This is a genomic window from Paenibacillus sp. S25, assembly GCF_019454085.1.
Classification (GTDB): domain Bacteria; phylum Bacillota; class Bacilli; order Paenibacillales; family Paenibacillaceae; genus Paenibacillus; species Paenibacillus polymyxa_B.
In genome coordinates this window covers 5,540,014-5,565,793 of sequence record NZ_CP073683.1, presented here as the reverse complement: position 1 = coordinate 5,565,793, position 25,780 = coordinate 5,540,014, and the positions used below count along the sequence as shown (strand labels likewise).

The window sequence follows — 25,780 nt, the reverse complement described above, 5'->3', positions numbered from 1 at the left end:
AAGGAGCTACCCATGAAGAAAACATACTTGTATTGGCTGCTGCTGCCAGGTCTGCTCTTTCTGGCGGTGTTCATGGTCATTCCGATTGTGTTGACGATCGGTTCGACCTTCGTACAGAACAGCTCATTCACCCTAGAAGGCTATCTCCATTTCTTCAAGGACCCTTATTTTTTGAAAATATTGCTGACTACGCTGGAAGTCAGTGTCGTAACGACACTCGTGTGCGTATTACTCGGCTTCCCGACGGCTTATTATATTTCGCAAAAGGCCCCGCGTCGTAAAGGGATTTTGCTAGCGCTGGCTATCTTCCCCTTGTTGACGAGTCCGGTGGTGCGGTCATTCAGCTGGATGGTCATTCTGGGTCGCAAGGGGCTGTTAAATAACGTGCTCATCGGTTTAGGACTCGTGGATGAGCCGCTGAATATTTTGTATACTCCGGCAGCGATGATTATTGGTCTGGTTCATTTGTTTTTACCGCTGATGATTATTTCACTGATTGGTGTACTCGAAAATATCGACGGTGATCTTGTTCATGCTGCCCAGAGCCTCGGGGCCTCCAGATTTAGCGCATTTCGTAAAATCGTATTTCCGCTGTCTGTGCCAGGCCTGATCATTGGAAGCATTCTCGTTTTCGTGGGCAGCCTGACTGCATATACGACACCAGCACTACTTGGAGGAAAACAGCGGGTTATCGCTACATTTTTGTATCAGAACGCGATGACGCTAAACGACTGGTTTTTAGCTTCTGTTATTGCAACAATTATGATTGTTATTACATTTATCGTGGTCGGTCTCTTAAATAAGGCGGCCCATAAACTCAATCCGAAGGGGTAGGTGGATATGCGGGAGAAACATTACGGACTAGGCTTCTTTAGCCTGCTGGTCTTCATCTTTCTGCTCGGTCCGCTGTTGATCATATCGGTCACTTCTTTCGAGCCGGGCACGGTATTAAAATTTCCTCCGCAGGGCTTTTCTTTGCGCTGGTATGAAAATATTTTTGAAGTGGATTTGTTTATGTCCACGTTCAAAACGTCCATTGTCGTTTCTCTGCTAGGCAACATCTTGGCACTGTTGATCGGTATGCCTGCCGCCTATGCACTTAGTCGTTTTTCGTTTCGCGGGAAGGATGCGCTGAATGCTTTGTTCCTCTCCCCGTTGCTTATACCAGGTATTGTTCTTGGTTTTACACTGCTGCGCTATTTGATCATTGTTTACCATTTACCAGTATATGCTGGACTATTGATCGGACATACGGTGATTATGTTGCCGTTCATTATTAGAGTCATTGCATCCAGTTTGTCTAACTTTGATTTTGCGATTGAGGAAGCAGCGCTTAGTTTGGGGGCTGGACGGCTGGAAACCTTTTTCAAGGTGGTTCTGCCTAACATCCGCTCAGGTATTATTGCGGCTATCCTGATTGCCTTTCTGGAATCATTCAACAATGTCGACATTTCCGTCTTCATGACAGGACCGGGCTTCAGCACCCTGCCCATTCAAATGCTGACTTACGTCGAAAATTATTTTGACCCGACGATTGCGGCGATTTCGGTTATGCTGATGATTTTGACCGGTATCCTGATGTTCTTGATTGAACGACTGATGGGATTGTCTTACTTCACTAAAAGGTAATGGAGGCTTCAACCTTATGGCACTGCTTACTCTGGATCGCGTATCGGTCGCTTATGACAACCAACTGATCTTGCAGGATTTCGATTTGCAGCTCGAACGGGGGCAATTGCTCTCGCTGCTCGGACCGAGTGGTTGTGGCAAAACGACCACACTTCGTCTCATTGCAGGATTTCTCGAAGCTAAACAAGGAACATTTTTGTTTGGCGATAAGGATTATACTCGGGTTCCGGTAAATAAACGGAACTTCGGCTTTGTATTCCAAAGTTATGCACTCTTCCCGCATTTGTCCGTTTTTGATAATGTTGCCTTTGGTCTGCGGTTACGCAAGGTAAAGGAAGATGATGTAAAGCGCCGCGTTATGGCCATGCTGGATACGGTTAGCCTGGGGGGATTTGAAAAACGTTTCCCCGGTGAATTGTCAGGCGGACAGCGTCAACGTGTTGCGATTGCGCGAGCGCTTGTGATTGAACCCGATCTGCTGTTGTTTGATGAACCTCTGAGTAACTTGGATGCTAACCTGCGTGTAAACATGCGTGTGGAAATCCGCCGTATTCAACAGGAACTGGGCATCACTACCGTATATGTATCGCATGATCAGGAGGAATGTTTTTCGATTTCTGACCAGGTTGCGATTATGAATAAGGGGAACATCGAACAATTAGATGCTCCATCGACCATTTTTAAATATCCGACGACCGAATTTGTCGCCCGTTTTATTGGGTTTAATAATTTTCTGAGTTTTGACGAGCGTACTGAAGAAGGGGATCGTATTCAACTGAATACAGGCGATCTTTCGTTCGGCGTAGCGCGTAATCAGGGTACTGCCCAGCCGGGTGCTCGTCAGGGCGCTATTCGCCCGGATGATTTGGTCATTCGAACAGAAGGCAACGAGACAGGGGAAAATGAGCTTCCCGGTATTATTAAGGTAAGTACTTACCTGGGGCGTAGCTATCAGTATGTGGTAGAAACGGCGAAAGGCAACTTTACGGCTAATCAGGAAATGGATACGCCTTACCTGAGTGGTCAACGGGTTACCCTGCATTTTCCGGCAGATAAAATGGTGCTGGTCCAATAATCAGCGGGTTCAATGAAGGAGATACATCATGCGTGCAGACAAAATGATTTTACAAGTTAAGGTGTATAACAGTTACTACAAGACGTTCGAAGAAGGTAATGTAGCTATACTTGACGGTAAGTTTATGTATATCGGTCAGCGTGGTCTGGAATCTTTCGAGGTGGCTGAGATTGTGGAGGGGCATGGGAAATATATGATTCCCGGCCTGATTGACATCCATCTGCATATCGAAAGCACAATGGTGACACCGGCAACCTTTTCCTATGGGCTGATTCGCAATGGGGTAACGACGATTGTACCGGAACCGCACGAAATGGCGAATGTTTTCGGATTGGAAGGCATTCAGGAAATGATGGAAGCCAGCAAAGATTGCGTGGCTGATATGTTCTACGGTATTCCAAGCTCTGTCCCGGCAACGCCGCTCGAAACCTCAGGAGGCGAGATCGGTATTCCCGAGATAGATGCCCTGCTGCAAACCGGTGAAATGATCTGCCTGGGTGAAATTATGAACTATGTGGACGTCATTCGTGATCCGGAAAGCAAGACGAATCGCATTCTACGCCATGTTCGTGAGCATTACCCGGAGCTGATCATTGAAGGCCATACACCGCAGTTGCTTGATCTGGACCTGCATCAGTTGATCTATGCGGGAATAGGCTCAGACCATACTCACCAAAGTATTGAAGGGATGAAGGCACGGATGGCTGCCGGGATGTTTATTGAAATCCAGGAAAAATCCATGACCTCTGAAGTGATGGACTATCTTATTCAGGAAGATGTGGCACAACATTTTTGCTTCGTAACGGATGATGTGATGCCAGACTCTTTCGTAGAACGAGGGCATCTGAACCATATTGTAAGTAAAGCTATCGGAATGGGCATGAAGCCTGAGGATGCCATTTATGCAGCTACGTTTACTCCTGCTACACGGATGCGTATGCATGACCGCGGAACCATTGCACCGGGAAAAATAGCTGACTTTGTACTGCTGTCCGATCTTGGTCAGTTTGATGTGGAGCAAGTCTATAAGGACGGACACAAGGTTTTTGATAAATTCGAGGAATACCATCAGGCACCAGTAAAATGTCGCTTCCCCGCCCATTTTTATCAAAGTGTGAAGCTCAATCCGCTCACCGAGCAGGATTTTACTGTAAAGATGGATGTAGCTGATGGCACACATCAATGCCGTGTTATGATGGTCAAGGATGGCTCAACTTTTACGAGTGAACGGATTGCACCTGCACATGTGGAGCAGGGTGAACTGGTATGGGAACATGGTGAACATGGACTCATCGCTACGTTTGAGCGATATGGAAAGAATGGCAACCGTGCTTACGGTTTGATCGGGGGAGATACGATTAAACGTGGGGCAGTGGCAACCACCTATTCGCACGATAACCATAACTTGCTGGTCGTAGGGCATAACAAGGAAGATATGATATTGGCCGCGAATACGGTTCTTGCCAGCCAAGGCGGTTTTTGCGTAGTTGAAAATGGCAAGGTGCTGTCCCATTTGCCGTTAACCGTAGGCGGGATTTTAACAGAAGGACCGCTGGAAATGGTTGCAGCGCATGTGAAAGAGCTGCGTTCAGCCTTGCTGTCGCTGGGCTACCGCCATTACAATCCAATCATGTCGCTGAGTACGCATTCTTTGCCGGTCAGCCCAGCCTTGAAGATTACCGATCATGGTCTGATTGATGTAAATGCTGGCAAGGTTGTACCTTTAATCGTGGAACCTTTAGAGATACAAGAATAATAAAAGAGCCGCCCCTTTTACGGGCCGGCTCTTTTTTGTCGTGGTTAGGTATGAGGTAGGTTATGGATTTTGCCTAAAATAAAGATGCTTTAGCAGACAAAATTAACATCTTCTATCCTCCTATTGATGTAACCTATGTATAAAAGATAAACAAGTCCTGATTGTGGGTGTCCGATTGCATGTAGAGTTAGATTTACAATCAATTCACGTAATCTTCATGATTAAAACCGAATAAAGACTTGAAAAACATCGACACAGTGTTATAATTAAAACAGGATTTAGATTAAGTCTAAATTAATTAATTAATATTTATTGGATTGACGCATGGGATTTTGAAGAAAATCAGACACTACTGCTAACGAGTATCCAAGCTTTACACCAACTATATTTTGAATGATAACGAGAGGGGATTTTAACATGAGTACATTAAATCATACGAACGCACCTACACAAGAGGCTATTCAAGAATTGCACAAGGCATTAAATCGTCAGGTAGCTACCTGGTCTGTATTGTACACGAAACTGCATTATTTCCACTGGTATGTGAAAGGACCTAAATTCTTCACACTGCATGCTAAATTTGAAGAGCTTTACGATGAAGCAACAGCTAATCTAGATACGATTGCTGAACGTTTGTTGGCTATTGGTGGCCGTCCGGCTGCGACCTTGAAGGAGCATTTGCAACTGTCGGCTATTCAGGAGTCCGCAGGTGAGCAGACAGCTGACGATATGGTGAAGTCCGTTGTTTCTGATTTTAAAACCATCACTGTTGAACTGGCTAATGGGATGGAAGCAGCTGAAGCAGCACAGGATAAAGCGACAGAGGATCTTCTTAACGGCTTGAGAGAAGCAATGGATAAACATATCTGGATGCTGAGTGCGTATTTGGGATAAGATCTTGGTATATATTTACATGGATATGGAGATCAGGTGAACAAGATACACATCCCGTTGGTTCCACTCTGCCACTGGAGTATAATAACGTGAAGGCGTGGAAGACCACAGGCTCTTGAGTCATAGAGCTGCCGGGATGGGGTGTGTGTTATGGAAGTGAAACAACAGCTTTTGCATGAAGCGGAGCAGTTTATATATACATGTTATGAGGAGCTGGGCCGAAGCCGCGATGAAGCGGAAGCCCGGCTTCTTCATATTCGTCACGACATAGAGACAACTGGAACGTATGATCATACGTACGAAGAGCTGGAGCACGGAGCACTCATGGCTTGGCGCAATAGCAATCGTTGCATCGGGCGCTTATTTTGGGACAAGCTTTTGGTCAGGGATGCGCGGGGCGCGTCAGATGCGACGGAGGTGGTCCGCGAGCTCCTGGAGCATATGCGCATAGGAACGAATGGCGGTAAAATTAAGCCAACGCTTACTGTATTTCGCGCCTCCAAGCCGGGGCAGCCGAATATTCGCATCTGGAACCATCAACTCATTCGTTACGCTGGATATGAAACCGATCAAGGGATTATCGGGGACCCGATTTCGGTGGATTTTACCAATGCTTGTAAAGATATGGGCTGGCAAGGAGCGATGACTCCTTTTGATATTTTGCCACTGGTTGTGGAAGCAGGCGGGCGGCCTCCCGAGCTATTTGATATTCCCGAACATTTGGTGATGGAGGTAGACATTGAGCATCCAGAACTTTCGGGTTTCGCTTCCTTGGGATTGCGTTGGTATGCCGTGCCTATGATTTCAGACATGACGCTGGAGATTGGCGGTATCCTCTATACGGCGGCTCCCTTTAACGGCTGGTATATGGGAACAGAAATCGGCGCCCGTAATTTTGCGGATACCTTCCGCTATAATATGTTGCCACAGGTGGCTAAGCTGATGGGGCTAGATACGACGAGTGAAACAACGCTTTGGCGTGATCGTGCGCTGGTGGAATTGAATATTGCTGTGCTGCATTCTTTTAAAAAGGCGGGAGTCAGCATTGTCGACCACCATACCGCAGCGGCACAATTCAAGCTGTTTGAGGAACGGGAGGCCAAGGCTGGGCGCACACTGACAGGCAACTGGACATGGCTGATCCCCCCGCTATCCCCGGCGACAACGCATATTTTTCATAGTTCCTACGATAATCGGCTTGTGAAGCCGAATTTCGGAGTTCAAGATAAGCCGTATATGTCGAGGCAGGCTAATACAGCATCAGATACAGTGCTTCAGCAGAAGCGCCAAGGTTGCCCTTTTCATTCCGAATAACGATGAGAATGACCTAATGGCTGGATTAGGATTCCAGCTTATCCCATGCAACGATAAAAAGGGTAGCCAGTGGTCCTATTAATAGGGAGAGCAGAAACCAATTTAGCCCGCTCCGATTTTTGGATTGTGTCAAACCGGCATTAATAAGGGCAAGCGTTCCCCAGCCTATATAATAATCTTCTGACATGGTATTCTCCTTTGTAAAAAGGTATAATATCGTACTGTGTATGGTATGAACACATCCATGATTTCATGAGTTTAGAGTAAATATAACTTTATATATCCTGGTTTGAGGAGCGAAGCTAAGTTGGAAAGATATCAGGCAGAGCGCATTGTCGCTGAGCTTTTGGAACGGGCTGCTATAGGTGTAACAGTCAAGCTGGAGAAACGTTTTCCTGGTGGAAGGCTGATTGGGGGCAAATATGCTATGAATGCTCACGCCATTACCATGTATACGGACGTTATTGAAACACAGTGTTTACAAATGTTCGGCAGCGTTGATCGAGTTGAGGAGTATTTTACGGTTGTGCTTGCACATGAGATCGGGCACGCCGCCGATACGGAATTAGTGGATCTCTCCGATGCTTTGGAGCAAGAGAGCGGGATAGGGACCCGGCAACGACTTGCGCTGCAAATTGAAGAAAACGCATGGAATTATGCGCTTAGACTGGTGCCTGAAATAGAAGCAACGTTTATTTCTGCCGTAATAGACGAGTCCTTGCTGGCCTATCGAGTCCCGGTTATGGAGCATTCTGACATTGCGTAACGATGATGATCCGAGAGCCGTCAGGCTCTTTTTTTGTTGATAATAACAGACGAGATCGGGCCGGATCATTTAAAGGAGTAGCTTTTTAAGCTGCGACACGCGTCCCTGGGATAGTTCGAGCATTTCGGCTAATTCTTTTTGAGATACATTAGGATGCTCCTGCATGAGCTGTTTTAGTTTATTTAGGAGATCATTCTGATTTCTGTAACTCCTTCTTTTCTTGGGCTGGACAGAACGTGCTTCACTCAAATGACTGGAAGGATTATCGCTCTTCAGATTTTCAATACAACTTTTACATATCAGATGATCCCTGAAATAGCTCAAATGATCTACGGCGCCACAAAAATAGCAAGAAACCCCCGTATACTTGCGAATCATCAGTCCCTCTGGGGTAATAAAAAAATCGAGAGCATCTCCAATATTAATATTCATAGAATTGCGCAGCTCCTTGGGCAGCACAATGCGGCCCAAATGGTCTAATGGCCGTGTCATTCCTGTGTTCTTCATCATTTTTCCCCTTTCCTGAAATGCGCTTATAGTTGTAGGAATTGTATGTATATATGCTGGAAGTAAAAAGCGCTTATATTACAGTTTGTTTTGGTATAGCTATGCTGAAAAAAAGCTCCGGCATGACGAACAATTACGTCTGCCGGAGCATTGTACAGCCAATGAATCTAAGATGTCGTGTCGAATTACTGTGGGTTGGTTGTCCAAATACCGGCTACTTTTAATTGAACCCGTGGAGGCAGTTTCAATGCAGCTAATGTCAGATCGGCCAAATCTTGCGGTTGAAGCATGCGATCTTCATCACCAATAGGCAATCCTGCATTTGCCGCCAGTTCTGTATTGACAGTGCTTGGAGTCAGCGCGGTGACGCGAATGTTAGATTTGCGAACTTCCTGCATCAGTGCTTCCGTGAAGCCCATCAAAGCAAATTTGGATGCGCAATATGCCGACCCTGTTGCAAAACCTCGTTCTCCTGCCGTCGAGGAAATATTAATAATATTTCCGCTCTTTTGTGCCAGCATGCTTGGAAGAACAGCATGTGTGACATAATAGGTTCCCATCAGGTTTACGCGAATAATACGTTCCCACTCTTCGGGGTCCATATCTGCGACTGTGCCAAAGGTAGCAATGCCTGCATTATTGATCAAAATATCGACAGCGCCCAGCTCATGTTCCAGTGAAGCTACAGCGGCAGCGGCCTGTGCGCGATCCGATATATCTGCAACGGCACTCACCACTTTCACACCGTATGTACTCCCCAGCGAATCCTGCAGCTTTTGCAGGTCAGTCAATGTGCGTGAAATTAATCCCAGGTTGACGCCTTCCTTAGCTAAAGTTTCGGCAATTGCTTTACCGATTCCTTTGCTGGCCCCTGTAATAATGGCTGTTTTATTCTTAAGTTCCATCCAGTCTCCTCCTTTTCACTCCATAACGTGGTTGTGCATGTGAGCACATGGTTACATTATACAAGGTTAAACTCATTGAACCAAACTTCGCCTCTGATGAGGTATTCATCCAGAGGTCTCCTATTTGGAAATATTAATATCCCCTGAGGTGGTTTCTACCTTTATCACTTTCACACTACCGGGAACAGATTCGGGAGTATCTATACTCCCAGAGTCAGAGTGGACATTATAAACACCTTTAAAATCGGGAGCTTGCTTAATCTTCACGTCACCAGAATCAGCATTCACTTCCAAGTTGGCTACGGCACGTTGCGTAATATTTGTCTCTCCTGAGGTTAGGGAAATAAGGCCATTACCGCTATAATCGCGGATGGTAACATCGCCTGAAGTAAGCTTCAACTCCATATCTGCTGCAAGCTGACTGGCTGTAAAATTGCCGGATGTTAAATTTGCGATCAGGTGGGTACTTTGGAGGTTTGTAATCTCGGCAGTGCCTGAAGTAGCGGTGATGGAAGTATTCTGCACGGAGGCATCTTGAAGCTTTACATTCCCTGAATGTGCATCTACCTGTAGGTCAGTTAGTGTTTCGCCGGAGGGCATCTCTACGGTAATCGTTTGATCCACATCAGGGGTGATCGAAAGGAATGACAAGGAAGCGGCCGGCTCCGATTGAATCGTAAGCATACCGTTCTCAATTCGGGCATTATGAATTTGGTCGGCTACCTTTGTCTGAACTTCTCCACTAATGCGTATCGTACCTTGGTCGCCAGAGCCAGGAGTAAACAAAATAGAGACATCATCAGAACTGTCCACTTTCAGCTTCTGTAGCTGACCACGTGTGAACGTCCATTTTTTGTTAATCGCAGTTGTTTCCTTCATGACTTGTTGACTCCATGGCGCACCGTAAGCCACCATTCCGACTGCACCGATCACAATGCACAGGCCTGCTGTAATAAACCACTTTTTATTCATGTTGTTAGTAAGCTCCCCTCAGGGTAGTCTGATTCCATTTCCAGTATCGTACTGTGCCTTTGACCATAAGGAGTAAGAGATAACGTACTCCAGACAGCAGCAATAGACCTATACCCGTCAACGTGATAGAGAAAAAGAATTTGGCCGGGTAAAAGGTACTGTTTAGCGCATAGTCAGTAACGGCGAGAAGGGGGGCTGCAATGAAGCTGACCGCTACCACGGTCAATGAAACCCATACTACCCATAGGGTAGCCATAATCGGGATGGAGATCAGCAAGTTAAGAAACAGCAGCCCTAAGAAAGTAAAAAGATTGCGTGCGAAGCTTCCCTGGCGAAGCGGAGGAGAAGCGTTCCAAGCTGCATTGGGATCATCCAACGCTTCTCGGGCAATATCCTCTGGGTTACCCAGCTCATTGGCAATCTCACTTTCGCTTTTTCCATTGACCAACCCGTAGTCAAAATGCTGGCTCAAATCACTAAGCAGCTCATTGCGTACCTCTGCAGGGAGAGGAGAAAGACGCTGCTCCACCTCTGTAAGAAACTGTTTTCTATTCATCGGAATTTCCTTCCTCCAGTAGGCTTGCGACATGATGGACAAAATCATTCCATTCCCGCGTAAGTATTTTTGTATAATGGCTTCCAGTATCAGTCAGCCGATAATATTTGCGGGGGGGCCCCTCGGTAGATTCCTGTAAATACGTTGTGCAGTATCCTTCTGATACCAGACGGCGAAGCAGTGGATATAGGGCTCCCTCAGCTACTTCAATATGACGGGAGACGGCTTGAGCCAACTCGTAGCCATAACGGTCTCTGCGTCCAATTAGAACTAGAACGCACAGTTCCAGTACCCCTTTTTTGAATTGGATGTTCACATTCACGAGCGGTGCTCCCTTCCTGGATGTTATCAATAGTTCATAGGTGTCGTTCGGAATAAGGGGAAGAAACGTGTGTTTGTGCATAATTTGTCACGGGTACTAATTATAGAACAGTAGTCAGGTATAATTTAACATCATGTACTGATTAATGCAAGGTACTAAATTTTTAATAATAAAATATTTGTGCCAAAATGGGCGGATTTTCTTTCTTGAAGGCTTCAATGAATAGCGAATGTTGTAGAAAAAAGTAGTTTTATTTGGGAATTCCTCGAAATATGGCTGGAAGCACAAATAGGATGCTACTTTAATTTCATTCATTAAAATGATAGATTGTAAAGTATTCAATAGGGTTATAGATTACATTTTATGAAGAGGTGGGTAAAGGGTGGACTGGAAACATTGGTATATGGAACTGGAACAGGATGATGAGCCTTGGGATGTATCTGAGGAGGTTGTTCTGCGTGGTGTAGTGCATCTTAATTTTTGCGGGCAACCCTCGGAAGTAGAAGTTGAATTTATCGTGGGAGCCGACTCCGAAGAACAGGCACAGGCTATAGCAGAACCTACAGACCTGCAAAAAAAGACATGGGAGCAGTATATGGAATATTCGTCAGCTATTCATCCTCAAGTGTTGGAGTCCATACACCATCATTATGCTGGCATAGTGGAAAAGTACCGGAATGCTTACAGTACATGGGGAGAGGACCCCGATGAATATGCGCCTTATGTGGAGCGGCCGGAACAATTGCTGGATCGAATACAACTTATGTCTATACTAATTTCCGACTCATCGGCAAAGGATGAATTGTATTTGAATTTTAGTTGTTCCTGGGATCGAGAACATGGCTTAGGCGTACATATGAAGCAGATGAAAATGGAGCATATTCAAGGCGTTTATACATTATATGACCTAGAATAAATCCCCCTTCCCGGCTTTTAGCAAAAAGGGCGGGGAAGGGGAATAGGATAAGGTGAAATGATGGCGCTATTCGATACGATAAAAAAATTAGTTGGAAACAGCCAATGCAGCCCGGGCTGCTTGAGCCGCTTGTACCATTAGTCGCAAGGCGGCGACAGATTCCTCCTTGGTGCGGGTTTTCAGACCACAGTCTGGATTAACCCAGAACAAATCTGATGGCAGTACGCGCAGGGCACGCTGGATCATGCTTAGCATTTCGGATACATCGGGGATGCGCGGACTGTGGATATCGTACACGCCTAGACCGATGCCCTTGTCGTATACCTGATCTTCAAAGCTGACAATCAGTTCTCCGTGACTTCGTGAAGTTTCAATAGATATAACGTCGGCATCCATATCGGAGATGGACTGAATCATATGCTGAAATTCGGAATAGCACATGTGCGTATGGATTTGGGTCGCAGGCTCAACGGTGGCCGTGGTCACAAGGAAGGCTTGAACCGCCCAATCCAGATAGGCTTGCTGTTGTTCTTTTTTCAGTGGAAGCCCTTCACGAATTGCAGGCTCATCGACCTGAATCATGCCGATGCCCGCTTGTTCCAGTGCCTCTACCTCTGCCCGTAATGCCAGAGCCAATTGTAAAGCAACTTGACTACGAGGAATATCGTTGCGTTCAAAAGACCAGTTCAAAATGGTCACAGGGCCTGTAAGCATTCCCTTAACAGGCTTGGAGGTTAACGATTGGGCGAATGCCGTTTCTTCCACGGTCATGGGCTGATCGAAGGAAACGTCTCCGTATATAATCGGCGGTTTGACACAGCGGGAGCCGTAGGACTGCACCCATCCGTTTTGCGTAAAAGCAAAGCCGTTCAGCTTTTCGCCAAAAAATTCAACCATATCGGTCCGCTCAAATTCGCCGTGTACAAGCACGTCAATGCCAATGTCCTCCTGAATATCAATCCATTCCTTAATTTGCTGTTGGATGAACGCCCGGTATTGCTCGGCAGACCATTCTCCTTTGCGATAGTGCAGGCGGGCCTTGCGGATCTCGGCGGTTTGCGGGAAGCTACCAATGGTCGTCGTCGGCAGCGGAGGCAACTTCAGCTTATTTTGCTGAATCTCACGACGCTCGGCGAAAGGAACGCTGCGTGACAGAGGCTCTTTTGCCAACAGGTCGGCCAGATCTGCAGCTGTCTGTACGCGTGCCGCTGAGCTGTTGAAACGGGTTACCGCATCCGCACTTTGCTCAAGCTTGGCGAGTGCGGAAGGATCGTGTTTGCCAAGTGCAGCCGTCAGGACGGCGATTTCCTCCAGCTTTTCATCGGCAAAGGCCAGCGCTTGCACCAGCTCCTTGTCCAGCTTTTGCTCTGCCTCCAGACTGACCGGCACATGCAGCAGACTGCATGATGGCTGTACGATAAGCTGTGCGGCAGTGGTTTGTTCTGCTAACTGACCCAGCAGGGCAGCCACAGCGTTCAGGTCGCTGCGCCATATGTTGCGCCCGTCAATGACCCCAGCGCCCAGCGTTTTTCCTTTAGGGAAGCCATGCTGTAATATATGCTGAAGATTTTCGCCATCATCATACACAAAATCAAGACCCAGTCCCTGTACCGGAAGTGCGGACAGACGCTCATAATGGTCCAGGCTGCCAAAGTAGGTTTGCAGCATTATATTTAAAGAGGGCGCAGCTTGAGTTAAAGCTTCATAGACTTCCTGAATAATGTCCAAATCCTCTGCCGGGAATGAGGTGGTCAGGACAGGTTCATCGATTTGGACCCACTGAACGCCTTCTGCCGCTAGTTCAGACAGGATACGGGTGTACAGTGGCAGGAAGCTTCGTACGATGGTGGCCAAATCCTTATGATCATAGCCTTTGGAAAGGGTAACGAATGAATAGGGGCCGATGAGGACCGGTTTCCCATCAATGCCTAGTTCTTGTTTTGCTTCACGATAAGCCTGTAAAGGTTTATTTTCAGTGAACACCGGGACTGCGTTTGCCAATTCAGGAACGATGTAGTGATAATTGGTATTCATCCATTTGGTCATTTCACTGGCGGTTGCTCCCTTCTGTCCACGAGCGATCCCGAAATACACGGACAGAGGAACCGGACCTGCGGGACGATGGTTGAACCGTTCGGGTACCAGACCGAACATCACAGATGTATCCAGCATGTGATCGTAATAGGAGAAGTCTCCGACAGGAATGCGATCAATCCCCTTGTCACGCTGCTTGCTCAGATGCTCCAACCTTAATCTTTTCATCTCCATTTGCAGTTCGCTTTCGTTAATGCTGCCGTTCCAGAAGCGTTCCAGTGCTTTCTTCCATTCCCGGTTTTCGCCGATACGTGGATATCCCAGATTACTGCTAATCAAGCCGGACAATTCAGGCCATTCAATAATGGACATGTACTTTTCCTCCTAGTGGGTAGCTGTTTTATTTTTACGTACCAAAAAAGGCATTCTTCCCCCCAGAGTTAAAAATAAGTAGGGGAAAGAATGCCTCCGTGATTGAAAAATCAAAAATACGGCGACTGCTCTTAACACCTCCCTATCTTCCGTAGGTACTTGCGATGTTGTTAAAACAGGCAGGTCTCCTGACTTACGGATCATGACTCTCAGCATTCCTTCCCGGTCTGTGGACCAGTGGATATATGAACAGCTGAAAGTTCCCCGTTTACAGTGGCGGGACCGTGCCGGATTTGCACCGGCTTCCCTTTTAAGCCTGATCTGAATAGAACAGACACCTATCTCCAAGCTATGCGGTTGAGGTATGACGAATAATTATGCACTCGTATACTTGTTCACCATCATAAGTGAAACTTACAGGATGCGCAATAGAAACTCCAATGGAATCTGTTAGCATATGAAAAAAAGACAAGCCTTACCCGTGAGGGGGACTTGCCTTACATTAGATATAGCATCTTGCCTTCTGGGTAGACATCGCCTTATGCCAATGAAACGGTATAGCCTGCCTGAATACTGGCTCTCACATCCACCAGACGCTGGTTGCGACTGCCCCGGAAGGGAAGGGTCAGGTCCTTTTGCTGTTCTACAAAACGACCATCCACAATCACATCGCACAAAAGCGCTAGCTCCTGTCGCTCCTGATCTGTGAGTAAATCTTCATAGACAAAGCCAGTATAAGCCCACACGGTTCGGTCGGGACAGGCCTCGCGGAAGTCACGCACAAATTGCGAGCATTCTGCTGCTGAGAAAAACGGATCTCCCCCGCAGAGAGTCAGTCCGTCCAACAACGGATTATCCATGATGTCACGAATGACTTCCTGTTGTCGTTGGGGTGTGAATGGCTCACCTGCACGGAAGCTCCACGACGCTGGATTAAAGCATCCGGGACAGGCATGGCGGCAACCGCTAATGAACACGACGGTGCGCAGGCCGTATCCTTCGTTCAGAGATTCCGGAATATAGCCACACAAATTCACTTATGTTTCACCCGGTCTCGAACTTCTGCCTGTTTTGCAGCATTAAAGCGAACGGTATAATCTCCTGTCAGATATCCGGTTACCCGACGTAAGCGCTGAAAGTGTGTATGCTCCTCATCTGTGCCGCATTGGGGGCAGCTTGTCCCGATAATCCCTTCATAACCACATTCCGTACAACGATCCACCGGGTGGTTGATAGAGAAGTAGCCGATGTTCTGATGCAGCGCGTACTGAACAATTTTAAGAAACGCATCCGGGTTATTCCGCGCATTACCGTCCAGCTCGATGTATGAAATCGCACCAGCGTTGCATAGGTTATGAAACGGAGCTTCCAAGCTGATTTTACGAGCAGCCGGGAGTGTGTAATACACGGGAATATGAAAAGAATTCGTGTAATATTCTCGATCATTTACCTCAGGAATAATCCCGAAATCACGTTGATCCAGCAATGTGAATTTGCCCGACAGACCTTCGGCAGGCGTAGCGAACAATGTAATATTTAAATTGTGATGTTCACTCATTCGATCGCAATACACGCGCATGGAAGTGATGATTCGCTGTGCCTCGCGGTATACGAAATCATCCTCCCCGTGGTGTTTCCCGTATAGTGCCTTCATGCACTCAGCTAGCCCGATGAACCCGATCGAAAGCGTACCGTGCTTTAGTACGCTTCCCACCTTATCATCTGGCGCCAGTTCTTCTCCACCTTCCCATACCCCTTCACGCATCATAAAGTCCGAAGCTTTGGCCGGCTGGCTGGTCTGGATTTGATAGCGATGGATTAGGCCATCCACTGCAATGCGCATAACTTCTTCCAGTCTCGCATCAAAGCGATCACGGTCAGGTGTCAGGCGTTTGCCTGTGCAAATACCATACTCAATGCCAAGCCGCACCAGATTAATGGTATTGAAGGAGAGATTTCCCTTGCCACTCTGCCGGTTTCTGCCGAAACGGTCAGAAATGGTACGGGTACGGCAACCCATTGTCGCTATAATGGTATCCGGGTCATCAGCACGGTAAAAAGGCAAGTTGAAGGTGGCATCCACATTCACAAAATTGGGATACATCCGTCTGCTAGAGCATTCTACCGCCCGTAAGAACAAATCATAATTGACGTCGCCTTCTGCCTGGTTGATTCCCTCTTTGCATTGGAAAATATGCTGCGGAAAAATAGGAGTTTCCCCGCTACCCAAGCCGCGAATAGTGGCCTCCAGCAGCGATTGAGTAACAAGCCGTCCTTCAGCAGACGTGCACATTCCGTAATTCAGTGAAGTGAATGGAATCTGTCCACCCGCCCGACTGCTCATGGTGTTCAGGTTATGAATGAGCGATTCGGCAGCCTGCCGGGTTTCCGTTTCCGTTTCTTCGCGTGCGAATGCGTATGAACGAGGGCAGACTTCTTGCAAATAGGGATTGGCCATATGTAGTTCGTCGTCAGACAGACTGGATTCTATCTCTTCCTCGAACAACCGTAGTCCCTTGCGCAGATGCTTGCGGAAGGACCGGGCAACGTATGGGGCAAGGTCCCAATCTATTTTATTGGCGGAGACACCTCCGAATTGGCTGTTTTGCTGAGACTGGAATATGATGGCGACCAGTGCCATAGCGGACATAATCGTTTGCGGTGTGCGCACAGAGCCGTTGCCTGTATTGAAGCCGTCTCGCAGTAAACGACCAAAAGGGATAAAGATACAATTCGTAGTTCCGAGCGCATATTGGTCCAAATCGTGAACATATACATATCCGTGGTCAATCGCGTTCGTCAGTTCAGGCGGAAGTACCCGCAGGCGCGCATACCATTTGGCATACTCGGACCCAAGCTTGCTCATTTTGCCACTGAACGATTCTCCATTCAAATTCGCATTCTCCCGTAGCATGTCCAGATCTTGTGCCCCAATGACCCGCTCGCCGATGTCGTATAATTGATGTTCCTCCAGCACCTTCATCGTAAAACCCTCCATATAGTAAAATATATATATTTTTCACAAAAACAACATATTGATGATATCTTGTGTTAACCAATTGTTTCGATCTATATATTGTATATACGTAAACATTGAGAGTATGTGACTATTGTCACATTGATAGGAGTGGGCGGTATAAAAAAGCCAGATACAGAGTAAGGGACACATCCACGGATATGTACCTTACTCTATATCTGGCAATCATAGTTACGATGAAAATGATAGGCTTGCGAGTACATAATATATGATCTTGGGATATTGTTTTGAGAAGGTTTAGAGTAGCTTTTTCAACTGGGACACCCGGCCTTGGGAAATATCTAGCATTTCGGCATACACTTTTTGTGGCAGGTTCGGGTGTTCCTGAATCAGCTTGCGTAGCTTTTTTACCATTTCACCTTGCTGCACTCTAGATTGCTTGGGCTGCCAGGTTGTGTTGGTTCGGGTCGGCTTGGAATGTTCTTGAGCCTGGATAGCATCGGTGCTTGTGGCATGCACATTTTCATCGTTCTTTAATACCTGGATGCACTCTGCGCAAATAAAGCTGTCCCGAAAATATGTTAAATGATCCACCGCGCCGCAAAATTTGCAGGAGACACCCGTGTATTTTCTTAATACAAATCCTTCTTCATCTACGAAAAATTCAAGTGAATCACCGATATTGATATCCATTGTGGTGCGCATTTCCTTAGGGAGTACGATCCGCCCCAATTGATCCAGAGGCCTTGTCATTCCGGTATTTTTCATTAGCGCTTCCTCCTTCAATGATATATCCTGATTATACCAAAAAATATTATTTTTAGCTTTGTATATTGAAGGTAAAATACAACTTTTTTTGTCTTTATGCCGGGGTCTCTCTTTCATCCAGTATAGGATGTTTTCGGTATTGTTGCCGGGGTACTCCTTTTTAGCTATGATATATTAAAACGTTTTCATAAAAGTACTTTTTATCATCTTAATTAAGCTAAGGAGATGAAGGATATGAGTCATGAAACAACGGGTATCGAATATTTATTTCAAGATCCGAAGATTCACCTGGATGAGCGTGTACGGGATCTCGTGTCGCGACTAACCTTGGAGGAAAAGGTTGAATCCATGTTGCAATACCAGCCGGCCATTGACCGATTGGGAGTCGCAGCTTACAAGCACGGTACGGAAGCGGCACACGGGATAGCGTGGTTGGGTGAGGCGACTTCATTTCCTCATCCTGTAGGATTGGCATGTACTTGGGATACGGAATTAATGCGCCAAATCGGCTCTGTTATTGCAGATGAGGCACGTGTTTACTATCGCCGTGATCCCAAATTAAACGGTCTGACCCTGTGGGCACCTACGGTGGACATGGAGCGTGACCCGAGATGGGGGCGCAATGAGGAAGCTTACGGCGAAGATCCGTATTTGACGGGAGAGTTGTCAAAGGAGTTAGTCAAGGGCATACAGGGGGATCATCCGGTATATTTGAAAGCGGTTGCCACTTTAAAACATTTTCTGGGTAACAACAATGAAGTGGACCGGGGAATCGGCTCCTCCAGTATAGACCCACGAAACCTGCGAGAATATTACCTAAGAGCCTTTGAGAAGCCTTTTACAGAAGGCGGAGCCCAGTCGATGATGACTTCTTACAACCTGATTAATGGAACGCCTGCTACGTTATATCATGGGGTTAACGATATTGTCAGGGGCGAATGGGGGATGGACGGCTTTGTTGTAAGTGATGCGGGTGATGTCATGGGGATTGTCAATGATCATCAGTATTACGATTCCCATACGCCTGGCGTGGCCGAATCTATTCGAGCGGGAATTGACAGCATTACAGATGATGCGGAGCTTTCCAAGCAGGCGATTCGAGAAGCTTTGGCGCAAGGAATGCTACAAGAAGAAGACTTGGATCGGGCATTGTTCCATACGTTCCGTGTCCGTTTTCGTTTGGGGGAATTCGACCCAGCGGCAGACAATCCCTATACCTCGATCGGAGAGGAAGCTCTCATGACAGAGCAAGCCCGTGAATTGTCGTTGCGTGCTGCGAGGGAGCAGATCGTACTGCTTAAAAATGAGCATGAACTCTTGCCATTGAACCCTGCCCGGTGTGGCAAAGTAGCGGTCATTGGTACGCATGGCAATGAGGTATACCGCGACTGGTATTCCGGTACGCTGCCCTACCGGGTTACACCGCTGGAGGCGATTCGTGCCAAGCTGGAAGGCGAGGACGCAAAGGAACGCGTCGTGTACCGTGATGCCAAGAATCGCGTGACCTTGACGGCGGCGAATGACGGAGCGAAGCTCGCAGTTGATTCTTCTGGCGAGATGCGCCTATCCCAGGATGGAGAGCCCACAGTATTGACCATGACGGATTGGGGCTATGGCAGTGTGACGTTACATGATGAGCATCTGGGTACTTACGTGACGAGTGATGAGGAAACGCTCCGTGTGACAGCTGATGAAGCGTATGGCTGGTATGTCAAAGAGGTCTTTGGGCTGACTCCTGTTGGACAAGGAGAGCATCTGTGGACAACATGGAATGGCAAACCAGTGATTGCCGGAACGGAGGGCTCATTAAAGGTAGTGGAGGCTGAAAAATCTGCACTTAACGTTGTAGAGAGTAACGCCTCGACAGCCTCGACAGTTTCAGGACAGAGCCAAACATTCCAGGTAGAGACGGTGTCTGATGGTTTAGCGGAAGCGATAGCCGCTGCGCAAGCGGCAGATACAGCAATTGTATTTGTTGGAAATCATCCGCTCATCAATGGAAAGGAAGAGAATGACCGCCCAGGCTTGGAACTGGCAGCTTCCCAGCAACGGCTTATCGAAGAAGTGTATCGCGTCAATCCGAATACGATTGTGGTTCTGACGGGCAGCTATCCATTTTCCATCCCTTGGGTTCAGGAGCATATTCCAGCGATCGTATACACATCTCATGCGGGACAAGAGCATGGTACGGCAATAGCGGATGTGTTATTTGGAGATTACGCGCCAGCGGGGCGTTTGAACATGACCTGGGTTCAGAGCGAGGATCAATTGGGCGACATCAAAGATTACGATATTATTCGTGGTGGTCGTACCTATCAATATTTTGAAGGTGAATCCTTGTATCCGTTTGGCCATGGATTGACGTATTCGCCTTTTGAATATAATGACCTGCGTACGGATGCCCCAAAGGATAGCGTAAAATCTATTGCCGCACTGGATGCCGTGGATACGCTCCAGGTGTGGGTAGAGGTGACGAATAGGGGCTTAGCTGCTGGTGAAGAGGTTGTACAACTCTACGTACGGCCTGGTGCCTCACGAGTAAAGCGACCATTGAAGACATTGTGCGGTTTTCAACGGATTCGCTTAGAGGCAGGTGAGACGCGAACGGTTTCCTTTACGATTCGGATGAAGGATTGGGCGATTTGGGATGTTACACGGGATTGCTATTGCGTTGAATCGGGTGAATATACACTGCTGGCAGGCGCTTCCTCAGCAGATATCCGGTTAGAGCACCCTGTGTACGTTCGTGGCGAAGTTATTCCACCACGCCAAGCCGGACGAAGTATCCGCGCTGAAAACTTTGATGATTGCTCCGACATCGTACTGGATGAAAGCAAGGAGCAAAGGGAGGCCTGTGTGCGTCCGCGCACACCTCAACGTTCCGGTTGGATTGCCTTTCATGGCGTAGACATGGATACGGTGAGTGTGGTTGAGCTTCAGTGCCGCGTGTCAGGCGACAGTAGCGATGCCACAATTGAGCTGCGTTTGGATGCACCGGACAGCGAAGCTGTGGCACGTGTGAACGTGGGTAATACAGGAGGAGCGCAAGCCTGGGTTACGCTTTCGGAAGCGGTACATTCAGTCTCTGGCACACGTGATGTATACCTGTTGTTGAGCGGAGAAGTGCGGCTAGCTCATTTTACTTTGGGCGCTAATGCTACAGAGGATTCCGGCTTTCAGGCTTGAACTTACTTCTGACATCACGTACAATGCATTCAACGAAGTTTCTACAGCTTAGGGGTGTCATCTCATTTGAATAGTGAAAAACGACTACGCACCGCAACGCCCAAATGGCTTGGGGTGGCGGTAAAGGCGCTTGTCTATTTGGAAAAGCACGGAGAACTCTGTGCCAGCGGTTCTATTGCCCGTTCCATTGACTGCGAAGTCACTTTGGTGCGCAGGGTGCTGACGCGACTTGTACAGGCAGATTTGATTGCAGCACGCGAAGGTCGTGAGGGAGGCTATGTGCTTACCCGTTCGGCCGACCATATTACACTTGCCGATATATACCACGCCATTGAAATATGTGATCCGATTTTCCCGGGTATGATGCATGAACCGGAAACCAATCCTTTTTGTGAGGAGTTGGCGATAGCCGTATCCGAAATTTTAGCCGAGAGCGAACGACGTATGCTGGAAGTATGGGGGTCCCATACGCTGGCTTCGCTTGCCAATCGTACATCACTCGTGGTGGGAAAATGCAATCATAATGAAGATAAGGATGCCAAGTCTCCTTCCCAGAGGGATTAACACATTTTCATTCAAAATGATAATAGCCGATACGACTCTCAAGAGAGGGGGGTATCGGCTATTTCTATGAAATGGTCATGTCTCAAATTATATTTCATACGAGCAAACCCGGTTACGTCCTGCATTTTTAGCTTCGTATAGTGCTTTATCTGCCTGCTCTAACAGGGCTGCCCCGGACATATCTTCCCCGGTACCAGGAAAAGTCGTCACGCCGATGGACACCGTGACCTTGAGAACAAGACCGTCCGCTAAAATAAACTCGTGCTGATTTACTCCACTAAGAATTTGATTAGCTATGCGCAACGCTTGCCGAAAAGCACAATTAGGCAAAAGCACGGTGAATTCTTCCCCCCCGCTGCGGGTGACTACATCATTAGAACGACATTTTTCCATTAAAATTTGCCCAAGCTGGCGCAGCACTGCATCTCCTGCTGCATGCCCATAGGTATCGTTGACTTCCTTGAAGTGATCAATATCCAACACTAGTACAGATAAGTGCTCATGACGTTGGCGAGCTTGAGGGAGCTTCTCTTCCAATGAGAACTCAAGCTGTCTTCTGTTACTTAAATTAGTGAGATGGTCTGTGTAGGAGGTATGCTCCAGACGAAGTAATAGCTCATTGGATGTGTTGATAGATTCAGCAATGAGATACAGCAGACATCCGCCGACCATGGAAATGAAGAATTGGAGCGGATAAACGTGCAGAACATCATCAAGATTTTTCAAATTAATCATAAGGGGACAGAATATAATGCCCAAAGCAAAAACGTTCATAATGATCAGCTTAGGTAAACGTGACCAGGACAGATGTGACAGCAAAGCGCACCCCAGCCCAACGAGCATCATAAAAATAGCGCCTACGATGGCTTGAGCGTTAATACCAAACAGCAATAATCTACCTACACATATAAATAGGGTAGCCATGAGCGTTGCTGGGCCGCCGATGTACGTTGCAGTAGCTACGATGGCCAAATGACGAAGATCGGCAATCGTATTAAACCCTACTGGAATTGAATAGTACATCATAACAATGCCATAGCACCCAAAAAGAGCGCCTCCGATCCAATGTATCTTACGCTTCAAGGTGTGCAGACGGATTTTATATCTTTGTGATATGAGGCCAGTTATGTACAAAAAGGTGACAAGGATACAGGTATTTACAAAAAACGTACTGAACAAGATGCTAACCCTCCCGAGAGGCATATTTCTTCATTTTATCAAAAAAACTGACATTAAGCTTGAAAATGAAGAATTTATTGAAATTTATTACGTTGATGCGCTTATAACGTTTCGTTCATGTGTTTGGTGCATAACTGGGAATAGATTGAGCATACTCCAAAGATACAAGAATAAGGAAAAATGGGCGGTATCTATTGCTGCCTTACTGGAGATGAGGTTTGCTCATGATTCGCTATCCCTATCGCAAACATAATAAAAAGTCGGGTGCGGGCAAGAACAATGAAAATTCTCCGCGCTATTTAAAAATCGATACTTGTTTGGAAACCAACTTGCAGCAAATTAAGAAATTGACATCAGATAGCCCAGACTTTCTGATTCGCCGCTTTAAATTAGGGCTGAGGGCGGATGTTCCCGCCGCTATTGTGTTTCTGGATAGTATGGCTAAAACGGATACGGTGAATGAACTCATCATGAGATCCATGCTTAGCCGCCCATCTGCTGAAGTGGCTGCTGAGGCGGAGAATGCAGAAGCGCTGTACGCAAGAATACAGAGTCATGCGCTTGCACTGGGAGAAGTGACGGACTGCGATGATTGGAGTTCCATGATGGAACAACTGTTAATGGGGGACACGATCATCTTATTGGAAGGCTGCGAAAAAGCCATTGCGTGCGGCACGCGTGGGGGAGAGACACGCGCAGTCAGCGAGCCAACAACACAGACAGTCGTCAGAGGACCGAAAGAAGGATTTGTAGAATCCCTGTTCACGAATATTTCTCTGGTCCGGCGACGGATTAAAAGCTCCGATCTTACACTGGAGATGTTCCAAGTGGGAAGCACGTCTCTCACGAATGTAGCCATGCTGTACATGAAGAATATTGCAAATCCAGGCGTCGTAGATGAGGTTCGTAAACGGATAGAAAACATCAATATTGACGCTATATTTGAGTCCGGCATGGTTGAGGAGATGATACAGGAAAATCATTTCACACCATTCCCAACGATTTTTAACACGGAAAGACCCGACACCATCAGCAGCAATATTATGGAGGGCCGAGTAGCGCTCATCGTAGACGGGACTCCGTTTGTACTGGTGATGCCTACAATATTTGCCCAATTTTTTCAGAGTTCTTCGGATTATGAAGAGCGTTACGATATGGCGACTGTTGTTCGGCTCATTAGATATATCAGCTTCATTATTCTTATTCTGGGGCCTTCTCTCTACATTGCCTTAACAACATACCATTATGAAATGATACCGACTCCACTACTGATCAGCATATTGGCTCAGCGGGAATCCGTTCCTTTTCCGGCATTTCTAGAGGCGTTTATTTTGGAGATTACCTTTGAGATTTTGCGTGAGGCGGGTATTCGAATGCCGCGTGCGGGTGGTCAAACGGTATCCGTTATTGGTGCGCTTGTGTTGGGTCAAGCGGCCGTGGAAGCCGGAGTCGTCACCCCGCTGCTCACAATTATAGTAGCCCTGACAGGAATAGCCAGTTTCGCAATCCCAGCCTATAACATGGCAGTGGCCGGGAGATTGTGCCGGTTTATTTTCATGATACTGTCAGCGTTTATGGGGCTATACGGCATTACATTGGGGCTGATTGCGTTGATTGCTCATATGAACAGTCTAAGTTCCTTCGGGGTGCCCTACATGGCGCCTTTCAGTCCTTTTGTGCTGGAGAGTCAAAAGGATGCCGTATTGCGACTCCCATTTTGGATGATGAAGAAACGTCCTAAAAGCATAACGTCTAAGAACCAGAAACGAATGAAGGATGGAAGCGGGAATTCCCCTTCTGATAAAACCACACCGATGCAGGAGGGGGGCAATCAGGGTGTATCAGGGGAAGAGGAATGAACAAAGGGCAGTAACCTTTAAGGGGAGTATAGGGAGACTGTGTTTGGTCCTGTTACTGTTCGCTCCCTTGTTATCCGGTTGCTGGGATTCTGTGGAGTTAAACCAGAGAGCAGTAGTAGCGGGGATAGGAATTGATATGGTTGGGGAGTCAGATTACGAAGTTTCCCTACAGGTGATCGTGGCAGATGAAATCGCCGGAGCCAAAGCGAGAGGAGATACTCCTGTCGTTTTGTATCGGGAAAAGGGAAAAAATCTGTTTCAAGCGCTCCGCAGAGCCTCACAAAAGGTTCCGAGGATCATTTCTTTGGCGCACACCAAACTGGTCGTTATTGGTGAAAAGCTGGCACGGGCTGGAATCGGCGATATGATGGATTCTTTGGAAAGGTCTACAGAAATCCGGTTGCCGGTGAAAATGCTGGTGGCACGCGGTAATACTGGGAAGGATGTACTGGCAATCATGACCGCGATCGGCCGTATTCCGGCCAATGATATTTCAGGAAAGCTGGAAACATCGGAGCGTTTGTATGCCGGGGATTACGCGGTGACTATCGACGATGTCATTCGCAGCATGTCTCATAAGGGTGGCGGTCCTGTGCTGACGGGCATAGGGGTCAATGGGAATTTGGAGCAGGCTGCAAGCAAGAACAATGTGGACAATATTTTACCGAAAGCCATTGTTCATATTAACGGAATGGGGGTGTTCAAAAAGGATCGGCTTGTCCACTGGTTGGACGATGACCAGGCCATTGGACTGTCTATGATCAACAACAAGGTGAAAGGTGCCCAAACAACACTGAGCTGCGGTAAGAATAGGGAAACCATTGGCATCGAAACCTTGTTTTCTGCAACCAAGATACACACTCGGATGGAGCAAGGAGAGCCTATTTTTGTGATTAACTTAAAACAGACCGGGGCAGTACAGGAAGCCGAGTGCTCGATTAACTTACAGAGTCCGGAGGCGATGAAAAGACTGCAGGAGCAATGGACAGAGGAGACGAAAAAAGTAATCGCTTCAACAGTCAGGGACATTCAGCGTACCCGCAGCGATGTAATAGGCTTTGGCCTTGCGCTGGAGAGGAGCCATCCCCAACAATGGAAGAGGCTCTCTCACGATTGGAGCCGTTATTTTGCGGAAAGTACCGTTCGTATTCAAGTGACTTCTATACTGAAACACACTCAGTCGCGGACTAACCCATATTCCAAGGGGGAATCAGACTAGTGAAAAATAG

23 protein-coding genes and 1 riboswitch are annotated in these 25,780 nt (G+C 47.2%); of the genes, 12 read left to right on the top strand and 11 right to left on the bottom strand.

Annotation, left to right across the window (positions count from 1 at the left end; translation table 11 throughout):
- The first annotated feature begins 12 nt into the window (after positions 1–12).
- The 6 genes from KAI37_RS24410 (at position 13) to KAI37_RS24385 (ending at position 6,668) form a co-directional block, all read left to right on the top strand.
- Entirely contained in the window at positions 13–834 is an 822-nt protein-coding gene (locus KAI37_RS24410) for an ABC transporter permease (protein ID WP_013312457.1), read from the top strand.
- 6 nt (positions 835–840) lie between these two features.
- Complete coding sequence (locus tag KAI37_RS24405; RefSeq protein ID WP_013312456.1) at positions 841–1,629, top strand: ABC transporter permease; 789 nt, start codon at positions 841–843, stop codon at positions 1,627–1,629.
- A 16-nt stretch (positions 1,630–1,645) separates the two neighbouring features.
- A complete protein-coding gene (locus tag KAI37_RS24400; protein ID WP_025721836.1) occupies positions 1,646–2,704 on the top strand; it encodes an ABC transporter ATP-binding protein in 1,059 nt (352 codons plus the stop codon).
- Positions 2,705–2,732: 28 nt separating this feature from the next.
- Positions 2,733–4,460, top strand: coding sequence for an adenine deaminase C-terminal domain-containing protein (locus KAI37_RS24395; RefSeq protein WP_220030393.1), 1,728 nt, complete (start codon positions 2,733–2,735; stop codon positions 4,458–4,460).
- A 417-nt stretch (positions 4,461–4,877) separates the two neighbouring features.
- The gene (locus KAI37_RS24390) at positions 4,878–5,354 is read left to right on the top strand and encodes a Dps family protein (protein WP_076292720.1); all 477 of its coding nucleotides are present in this window, start codon (positions 4,878–4,880) and stop codon (positions 5,352–5,354) included.
- A 150-nt stretch (positions 5,355–5,504) separates the two neighbouring features.
- Positions 5,505–6,668, top strand: a complete 1,164-nt coding sequence (locus KAI37_RS24385) for a nitric oxide synthase oxygenase (protein WP_220030392.1) — start codon at positions 5,505–5,507, stop codon at positions 6,666–6,668.
- Between the two features lie 25 nt (positions 6,669–6,693).
- Here the strand turns inward: KAI37_RS24385 and KAI37_RS24380 are convergent, their stop codons facing one another.
- Entirely contained in the window at positions 6,694–6,855 is a 162-nt protein-coding gene (locus KAI37_RS24380; protein ID WP_220030391.1) for a hypothetical protein, read from the bottom strand.
- 120 nt (positions 6,856–6,975) lie between these two features.
- On the opposite strand from KAI37_RS24380, the gene KAI37_RS24375 reads away from it, so the two are divergent.
- Complete coding sequence (locus KAI37_RS24375; RefSeq protein WP_071643691.1) at positions 6,976–7,434, top strand: hypothetical protein; 459 nt, start codon at positions 6,976–6,978, stop codon at positions 7,432–7,434.
- A 69-nt stretch (positions 7,435–7,503) separates the two neighbouring features.
- On the opposite strand, the gene KAI37_RS24370 is transcribed toward KAI37_RS24375, so the two are convergent.
- The 5 genes from KAI37_RS24370 to KAI37_RS24350 all read right to left on the bottom strand — a co-directional run bounded on the left by KAI37_RS24370 (position 7,504) and on the right by KAI37_RS24350 (position 10,696).
- Positions 7,504–7,941: an AbrB/MazE/SpoVT family DNA-binding domain-containing protein gene (locus KAI37_RS24370; RefSeq protein WP_071643672.1), complete on the bottom strand. Its 438-nt coding sequence runs from the start codon at positions 7,939–7,941 to the stop codon at positions 7,504–7,506.
- A 185-nt stretch (positions 7,942–8,126) separates the two neighbouring features.
- On the bottom strand, positions 8,127–8,846 hold the full coding sequence (locus tag KAI37_RS24365) for a 3-ketoacyl-ACP reductase (protein WP_013312448.1): 720 nt from the start codon (positions 8,844–8,846) through the stop codon (positions 8,127–8,129).
- 120 nt (positions 8,847–8,966) lie between these two features.
- On the bottom strand, positions 8,967–9,818 hold the full coding sequence (locus KAI37_RS24360) for a DUF4097 family beta strand repeat-containing protein (protein WP_071643487.1): 852 nt from the start codon (positions 9,816–9,818) through the stop codon (positions 8,967–8,969).
- Positions 9,819–9,822: 4 nt separating this feature from the next.
- Entirely contained in the window at positions 9,823–10,374 is a 552-nt protein-coding gene (locus KAI37_RS24355; RefSeq protein WP_071643483.1) for a DUF1700 domain-containing protein, read from the bottom strand.
- Complete coding sequence (locus tag KAI37_RS24350) at positions 10,367–10,696, bottom strand: PadR family transcriptional regulator (protein WP_061830478.1); 330 nt, start codon at positions 10,694–10,696, stop codon at positions 10,367–10,369. Before KAI37_RS24350 ends, KAI37_RS24355 begins: the two co-directional genes overlap by 8 nt.
- A 382-nt stretch (positions 10,697–11,078) precedes the next feature.
- Between KAI37_RS24350 and KAI37_RS24345 the strand changes: the two genes are divergently transcribed.
- On the top strand, positions 11,079–11,612 hold the full coding sequence (locus KAI37_RS24345) for a DUF6985 domain-containing protein (RefSeq protein ID WP_220030390.1): 534 nt from the start codon (positions 11,079–11,081) through the stop codon (positions 11,610–11,612).
- 87 nt (positions 11,613–11,699) lie between these two features.
- Here KAI37_RS24345 and metE read toward each other — a convergent pair whose 3' ends face one another.
- The 4 genes from metE to KAI37_RS24325 form a co-directional block, all read right to left on the bottom strand.
- Positions 11,700–14,018 (bottom strand): 5-methyltetrahydropteroyltriglutamate--homocysteine S-methyltransferase, encoded by a 2,319-nt coding sequence (metE, locus tag KAI37_RS24340; RefSeq protein ID WP_220030389.1) that lies wholly within the window; start codon positions 14,016–14,018, stop codon positions 11,700–11,702.
- 161 nt (positions 14,019–14,179) lie between these two features.
- Positions 14,180–14,375, bottom strand: a riboswitch (cobalamin riboswitch).
- A 182-nt stretch (positions 14,376–14,557) separates the two neighbouring features.
- Entirely contained in the window at positions 14,558–15,055 is a 498-nt protein-coding gene (nrdG, locus tag KAI37_RS24335; RefSeq protein ID WP_220030388.1) for an anaerobic ribonucleoside-triphosphate reductase activating protein, read from the bottom strand.
- Positions 15,052–17,001, bottom strand: a complete 1,950-nt coding sequence (locus KAI37_RS24330) for an anaerobic ribonucleoside triphosphate reductase (RefSeq protein WP_220030387.1) — start codon at positions 16,999–17,001, stop codon at positions 15,052–15,054. The genes nrdG and KAI37_RS24330 overlap by 4 nt, the downstream gene beginning before the upstream one ends.
- Positions 17,002–17,292: 291 nt before the next feature.
- Positions 17,293–17,763 carry an AbrB/MazE/SpoVT family DNA-binding domain-containing protein gene (locus KAI37_RS24325; protein ID WP_076292715.1) on the bottom strand — a complete coding sequence of 157 codons (471 nt, stop codon included), beginning with the start codon at positions 17,761–17,763 and terminating at the stop codon, positions 17,293–17,295.
- Positions 17,764–17,997: 234 nt separating this feature from the next.
- Between KAI37_RS24325 and KAI37_RS24320 the strand changes: the two genes are divergently transcribed.
- Positions 17,998–20,949: a glycoside hydrolase family 3 protein gene (locus KAI37_RS24320; RefSeq protein ID WP_220030386.1), complete on the top strand. Its 2,952-nt coding sequence runs from the start codon at positions 17,998–18,000 to the stop codon at positions 20,947–20,949.
- Between the two features lie 66 nt (positions 20,950–21,015).
- Positions 21,016–21,513, top strand: coding sequence for an Rrf2 family transcriptional regulator (locus KAI37_RS24315; RefSeq protein ID WP_025720321.1), 498 nt, complete (start codon positions 21,016–21,018; stop codon positions 21,511–21,513).
- Positions 21,514–21,600: 87 nt separating this feature from the next.
- Here KAI37_RS24315 and KAI37_RS24310 read toward each other — a convergent pair whose 3' ends face one another.
- Positions 21,601–22,692 (bottom strand): diguanylate cyclase, encoded by a 1,092-nt coding sequence (locus KAI37_RS24310; protein WP_220030385.1) that lies wholly within the window; start codon positions 22,690–22,692, stop codon positions 21,601–21,603.
- A 224-nt stretch (positions 22,693–22,916) separates the two neighbouring features.
- Between KAI37_RS24310 and KAI37_RS24305 the strand changes: the two genes are divergently transcribed.
- Positions 22,917–24,551 carry a spore germination protein gene (locus KAI37_RS24305; RefSeq protein WP_220030384.1) on the top strand — a complete coding sequence of 545 codons (1,635 nt, stop codon included), beginning with the start codon at positions 22,917–22,919 and terminating at the stop codon, positions 24,549–24,551.
- Between the two features lie 43 nt (positions 24,552–24,594).
- Positions 24,595–25,770, top strand: a complete 1,176-nt coding sequence (locus KAI37_RS24300; RefSeq protein WP_028540755.1) for a Ger(x)C family spore germination protein — start codon at positions 24,595–24,597, stop codon at positions 25,768–25,770.
- Positions 25,771–25,780: the final 10 nt, after the last annotated feature.

Bases quoted from the DNA above. Each gene is read 5' to 3' on its own strand.
- KAI37_RS24330 (WP_220030387.1), bottom strand. From the start codon at position 17,001: ATGAAGGTGCTGGAGGAACATCAATTATACGACATCGGCGAGCGGGTC.
- KAI37_RS24390 (WP_076292720.1), top strand. From the start codon at position 4,878: ATGAGTACATTAAATCATACGAACGCACCTACACAAGAGGCTATTCAA.
- KAI37_RS24405 (WP_013312456.1), top strand. From the start codon at position 841: ATGCGGGAGAAACATTACGGACTAGGCTTCTTTAGCCTGCTGGTCTTC.
- KAI37_RS24360 (WP_071643487.1), bottom strand. From the start codon at position 9,818: ATGAATAAAAAGTGGTTTATTACAGCAGGCCTGTGCATTGTGATCGGT.
- KAI37_RS24385 (WP_220030392.1), top strand. From the start codon at position 5,505: ATGGAAGTGAAACAACAGCTTTTGCATGAAGCGGAGCAGTTTATATAT.
- KAI37_RS24320 (WP_220030386.1), top strand. From the start codon at position 17,998: ATGAGTCATGAAACAACGGGTATCGAATATTTATTTCAAGATCCGAAG.
- KAI37_RS24395 (WP_220030393.1), top strand. From the start codon at position 2,733: ATGCGTGCAGACAAAATGATTTTACAAGTTAAGGTGTATAACAGTTAC.
- KAI37_RS24370 (WP_071643672.1), bottom strand. From the start codon at position 7,941: ATGAAGAACACAGGAATGACACGGCCATTAGACCATTTGGGCCGCATT.
- KAI37_RS24365 (WP_013312448.1), bottom strand. From the start codon at position 8,846: ATGGAACTTAAGAATAAAACAGCCATTATTACAGGGGCCAGCAAAGGA.
- KAI37_RS24400 (WP_025721836.1), top strand. From the start codon at position 1,646: ATGGCACTGCTTACTCTGGATCGCGTATCGGTCGCTTATGACAACCAA.
- KAI37_RS24305 (WP_220030384.1), top strand. From the start codon at position 22,917: ATGATTCGCTATCCCTATCGCAAACATAATAAAAAGTCGGGTGCGGGC.
- KAI37_RS24410 (WP_013312457.1), top strand. From the start codon at position 13: ATGAAGAAAACATACTTGTATTGGCTGCTGCTGCCAGGTCTGCTCTTT.
- KAI37_RS24380 (WP_220030391.1), bottom strand. From the start codon at position 6,855: ATGTCAGAAGATTATTATATAGGCTGGGGAACGCTTGCCCTTATTAAT.
- metE (WP_220030389.1), bottom strand. From the start codon at position 14,018: ATGTCCATTATTGAATGGCCTGAATTGTCCGGCTTGATTAGCAGTAAT.
- KAI37_RS24325 (WP_076292715.1), bottom strand. From the start codon at position 17,763: ATGAAAAATACCGGAATGACAAGGCCTCTGGATCAATTGGGGCGGATC.
- KAI37_RS24355 (WP_071643483.1), bottom strand. From the start codon at position 10,374: ATGAATAGAAAACAGTTTCTTACAGAGGTGGAGCAGCGTCTTTCTCCT.